Raw genomic sequence first — 4,216 nt, 5'->3', positions numbered from 1 at the left:
GCACCCGTTCGGGACGATCAAGGCATGGATGGGCGCCACTCATTTCCTGACACGGACCATCGAACGCGTGAGCACGGAAATGAGCTTGCACGTGCTTGCATACAACATGAAGCGAGTGATCAAGCTACTCGGTTCAGAAGCGTTGATGACGGCGATGCGGGCGTGAGGCCTGTTGGGAGGTGCTGCGCCTTCGCAATACTTCGGCTGTGATTTGACGCTCGGATCGCCGCAATCGAAAAGTCGCGACCTGCGGCAAGACAGGTTTCGTTAATTCCCGGTGACTCAGCGTTTTGACACGCTCTGGGCCGCACGCAGTCGTTCGCAACCTGTGCACACCACGCCGACCCCACCCGCCGGCTGGTACAACAAATTGGCGCCACCAGTCCGGCAAGCCAGATGTATTCGGTTCCGCGTCATCCGGCGCGTGGCCGAATACATCGGCAAATCTTTGATCTGTAACGACGCCCAGTCCAGCGAATTCCGTTTACCGCCAATCGCCGAGCCCCCCACACCCCTACTCCTTCTTCGCGTCCTTTTCCTTCGCATCAGCCGCAGCCTTATCAGCGTCAGACTGCGCCTCCGTCTTCGACTTGTTGGCCTTCGCCTGAGCGACATCGGACTTCTTATCCGCCCTCGCCTGTTCCTTGGCGGCCTTCTTGTCGGCATGCGTAGGCGTTGCAGTCGAGTCGTTCGTTTGCGCGAACGCAACCGGCGACACACAGCCGGCAATGAGAGCCGCGACAATCCAGTTAATGGGCTTATTCATGCGATACCTCCCTCAGGGTCGTGGACAGGCCGCGATCAGGCCACCGATAAAATGAAGAAGCCGGCCGCGGCAAGCCGCGCCGGCCCGTCGGAGCAGCTCACCGCCCCCTGCTACATGCTTAGTGCTTGACGTCCGAAGCATCATCCTGGCTCGGCATCTGGCCTTGCATGTTCATCTTCATATCGTTGTTGGCGGTCTGCTTGTCGGCCTTCTTGTTAATCTTGGCGTCACGGACCTGCTGCTTGTACTGCGACTTGGCCGCGGCCTGCTGCTGCTTCAACGCTGACTTCGACGCCTTCTTCGACGCGCTGTACTGGGCATTAGCCTGCGCATCCGCGTCGCGCTTTTGCACCAGCGGATCGGTCGAACTCGATGCCGTCAGACGCTGCGGCACCGGGGTCGGCGGCTGGACGCCCTGCGCAGCCGGAGCTGCCGTATCGGCGCCGGGCGCCGCCATTTGCTGGCCCGCACCGCTGGCATCCGGTTGCGCGTTGGTCTGCGCGAACGCACCGGTAGCGGCAAAAGCAGTCAGGGCGGTACCGATCAGGAGCGAACGAATCTGGGTCATAGCTTTACCTCTCTAAAATTGTTGTCGGGACTCGGGCGGCAGACCCGCCGAAGATGCCGGCGATGCGTGTCATCCGGTCTGCTGCGTCCCGCCGTCGAAGTGACGGAAGGTCACGCAGACAGCAGGTTTTACTACAGACCTGCCCTTTGCGAGTGAAGTTCGCGAGAAACGGTCGCTGTTACGTACCGTTTCATTTTCTAACGAAAACATAACTTATGCTTTCAATTAGCATGAGCCGAGCCGCCTGAGGCTATACACGTAGCTTCTGGCTTATGATGCGAACCCCCTTACCCTTGCCGCAATCGCCATGCCCAATCTCGATTTCACCCTGACCGGCGACTATGTCGAATTGCACAATCTCCTGAAGATAACGGGGCTTGCCGACAGCGGCGGCTCCGCCAAACTGATGGTTGCCTCCGGCGCAGTGACCGTGGACGGCCAGGTCGAGCTACGTAAAACCTGCAAAATCCGCGCGGGACAAGTCGTTTTACTCGGCGACACCCGGATTGCCGTGCACGAGGCATAGCGCTAGCTGGAACCGCGCAGCCCCAAGCTACGCGCTCGTCAAAAATTCGCACCAAAAATGTGCTTACAGATCGACAACAGCACGCCTACCCCCTAAGCTGTCGGTTTCGATAGAAATGGCACGGGCGCGACCTGCTCCGTGCCTCGCTTTATGACCCGATCCGGCCTCTCCCGGTTGGCCGCGCCGCCGCCTACGTTTTCCCGCCACGCCGCCGACACCGCCCGCCTCGCCGCCCCGCTCGCCATTGCCCAACTGTCGCAAATGGCGATGGGCGTCACCGATACGATTCTGCTCGGCTCGCTTGGCCCGGACTCGCTAGCCGCTGGCGGACTCGGCGCGAACCTGTTCTTCGTAGTCGTCACGCTGCTGCAGGGGGTGCTGACGTCGGTGAGCGTGAGTGTCTCGCACGCGCGTGGCGCCCAGGCAGAAGACCGCGTGCCACACATCTACTGGACCGGCTTCGTGATGTCGATGTTGCTGGCGATCCCCGCCTTCACGGTGCTATCGCTCGCTACGCCGATCCTGCTTGCCTTCGGCGAGCCGGCCCTGCTCGCGCACAACGTCGGCGAATACGCCGCCATCCTGCGCTGGGGCGCGCCTGCCAGCCTGATCGGGGTCGGCCTGATGCGCTCGTTTCTGCCGGCCATCGGTGCGGCCAAGCGTCTGTTATGGGTGTCGCTGGCAGGGGTCTGCGTGAACGGCTTCCTGAACTACAGCCTGATCCACGGTGCGAACGGTTTGCCGCGCCTCGGCTTCCTCGGTTCGGCCACCGCCACCACCATCACCGTGTGGATCACCGCGCTGGTGCTGATGGGATGGCTGCATCTGCGCCCCCGCTATCGACACTTCGTCACTGCTACGCGGCCGAGACTGCCGTTGATGGGCGAGTTGTTCGGCATCGGCTGGCCAGTCGCGATCACGTATGGCGTCGAATCCACGCTCTTTCTGGCAGCCGGCCTGATGGTCGGCGTGCTCGGCGAATCGCAATTGGCGGCGCATCAGATCGCGCTGAACGTTGCGTCGGTGGCGTTCATGGTGCCTCTGGCAATCGGTCAGGCTGCCAATGTGCGCGTCGGCTTCTGGTCCGGCGCGGGGCAGCCGCTCGCCGCGCGCCATGCGGGTTTCGTGGCGCTCGGGTTGGGCGTCGGATTCATGTCGCTATCGGGGCTCGTCTTGATCCTCGCGCCGCACTGGATCGTCGGTCTGTATATGCACCTGGACGACCCCGCTAACGCAGCCACGGTGGCTTTGGCTAGCTCGCTGCTTGGCGTCGCCGCGATCTTCCAGATCGTCGACGGCATGCAGACGGTCGGCTCGGGATGTCTGCGTGGTCTGAAGGACACGCGCGTGCCGATGCTGGCCGCTGCATTCGGCTACTGGGGGATTGGTTTTCCGACCGGCTACACGCTCGCGTTTCACTTTGGCCTCGGCGCACGCGGGCTATGGTGGGGTCTCGCGGCTGGGCTCGCGAGCGTCGCGTTGTTGATGACGCTGCGCTTTCACAAGCTCAGCCTGCGACGCGTGCCGGTCGCTGCGCAGCCATCGGCATGACAACATGCTGGCTTACCAACGCGTGTCACTTACTTTGTGCGCACGGGTCAACTAAGCAAAGCACCTATCGTTAGTTGGGCCGAACAGGGCCACGCGATACGATGAAGCCGTCTTCTTGACACTCCTTCCTCTGACGGGGATTGAAACTGGGTTTGAGCCCGCGCACTGCGCGGGTTCTTTTTTTCCGGCTTCGATTCACGTTCGGACGGCGCCCGCGCGCGAACGGTAAAATACGCTCCGGTTGCCTCATAGACCTACCCTGGTCGTCCCAACTGCCCGCTTGTGCGTCCCATAAGGACGGCACCGGGCACGCATCCAACGCGCGCCGCCTGGCATGCCCCGCTGCACGGCCCGTGATCCGCTGTCCGATGCTTCGCCGCCTTGCGCGCCGGCCCGCTCGAATCGCCATCCAGAAACAGAATCAAGGACCTCCTGACATGCTTGCCCGGGTTACCCGTCTCTTTCCGTTGTGGGCCGTGCTGGTCTCGCTCGCCGCCTATTTTTCGCCGGCTTCGTTCAGCCCCATCGCGCCGCACGTCACCACCCTGCTGACGATCATCATGCTGGCGATGGGCGTCACCCTGTCCATCGCCGACTTCAGACGCGTCTTCACCCGGCCCGCGCCGGTCGTCGCCGGCATCGTCCTGCACTATCTCGTGATGCCGCTCGCCGCGTGGGCCATCGCCAAAGTACTGCACATGCCGCCCGATCTGACGGCGGGCATGGTGCTGGTAGGCAGCGTCGCGAGCGGCACGGCGTCGAACGTGATGATCTATCTGGCGCGCGGCGACGTGGCGTTATCGGT

Annotated in this window: 5 protein-coding genes and 1 pseudogene; 4 read left to right on the top strand and 2 right to left on the bottom strand. The window is 62.6% G+C overall.

Annotated features, from left to right (window positions below; all coding sequences use genetic code 11):
• Nucleotides 1–166, top strand: a pseudogene (locus M0954_RS13730) (IS5/IS1182 family transposase); the annotation flags it as partial.
• A gap of 348 nt (nt 167–514) precedes the next feature.
• On the opposite strand, the gene M0954_RS13725 reads toward M0954_RS13730, so the two are convergent.
• Together M0954_RS13725 and M0954_RS13720 are read right to left on the bottom strand one after the other, a co-directional pair.
• Nucleotides 515–766, bottom strand: a complete 252-nt coding sequence (locus M0954_RS13725) for a hypothetical protein (RefSeq protein WP_297353750.1) — start codon at nt 764–766, stop codon at nt 515–517.
• A gap of 118 nt (nt 767–884) precedes the next feature.
• Nucleotides 885–1,334, bottom strand: a complete 450-nt coding sequence (locus M0954_RS13720; RefSeq protein WP_122153821.1) for a hypothetical protein — start codon at nt 1,332–1,334, stop codon at nt 885–887.
• A gap of 307 nt (nt 1,335–1,641) precedes the next feature.
• Here M0954_RS13720 and M0954_RS13715 point away from each other — a divergent pair, with 307 nt between their 5' ends.
• The 3 genes from M0954_RS13715 to M0954_RS13705 form a co-directional block, all read left to right on the top strand.
• The gene (locus M0954_RS13715) at nt 1,642–1,860 is read left to right on the top strand and encodes an RNA-binding S4 domain-containing protein (protein ID WP_074265967.1); all 219 of its coding nucleotides are present in this window, start codon (nt 1,642–1,644) and stop codon (nt 1,858–1,860) included.
• A gap of 150 nt (nt 1,861–2,010) precedes the next feature.
• Nucleotides 2,011–3,411, top strand: coding sequence for an MATE family efflux transporter (locus M0954_RS13710; RefSeq protein WP_297353748.1), 1,401 nt, complete (start codon nt 2,011–2,013; stop codon nt 3,409–3,411).
• A 437-nt stretch (nt 3,412–3,848) separates the two neighbouring features.
• Nucleotides 3,849–4,216: bile acid:sodium symporter family protein (locus M0954_RS13705; RefSeq protein ID WP_367279514.1), on the top strand; the 368-nt coding region annotated here is incomplete at its 3' end.

Source organism: Paraburkholderia sp., assembly GCF_026225065.1.
In the GTDB taxonomy this organism is placed as follows: domain Bacteria; phylum Pseudomonadota; class Gammaproteobacteria; order Burkholderiales; family Burkholderiaceae; genus Paraburkholderia.
The sequence above is the reverse complement of the archived record's forward strand: the minus strand, read 5'-3'. Positions and strand labels throughout refer to the sequence as shown.

Bases quoted from the DNA above. Each gene is read 5' to 3' on its own strand.
- M0954_RS13720 (WP_122153821.1), bottom strand. From the start codon at position 1,334: ATGACCCAGATTCGTTCGCTCCTGATCGGTACCGCCCTGACTGCTTTT.
- M0954_RS13715 (WP_074265967.1), top strand. From the start codon at position 1,642: ATGCCCAATCTCGATTTCACCCTGACCGGCGACTATGTCGAATTGCAC.
- M0954_RS13710 (WP_297353748.1), top strand. From the start codon at position 2,011: ATGACCCGATCCGGCCTCTCCCGGTTGGCCGCGCCGCCGCCTACGTTT.
- M0954_RS13725 (WP_297353750.1), bottom strand. From the start codon at position 766: ATGAATAAGCCCATTAACTGGATTGTCGCGGCTCTCATTGCCGGCTGT.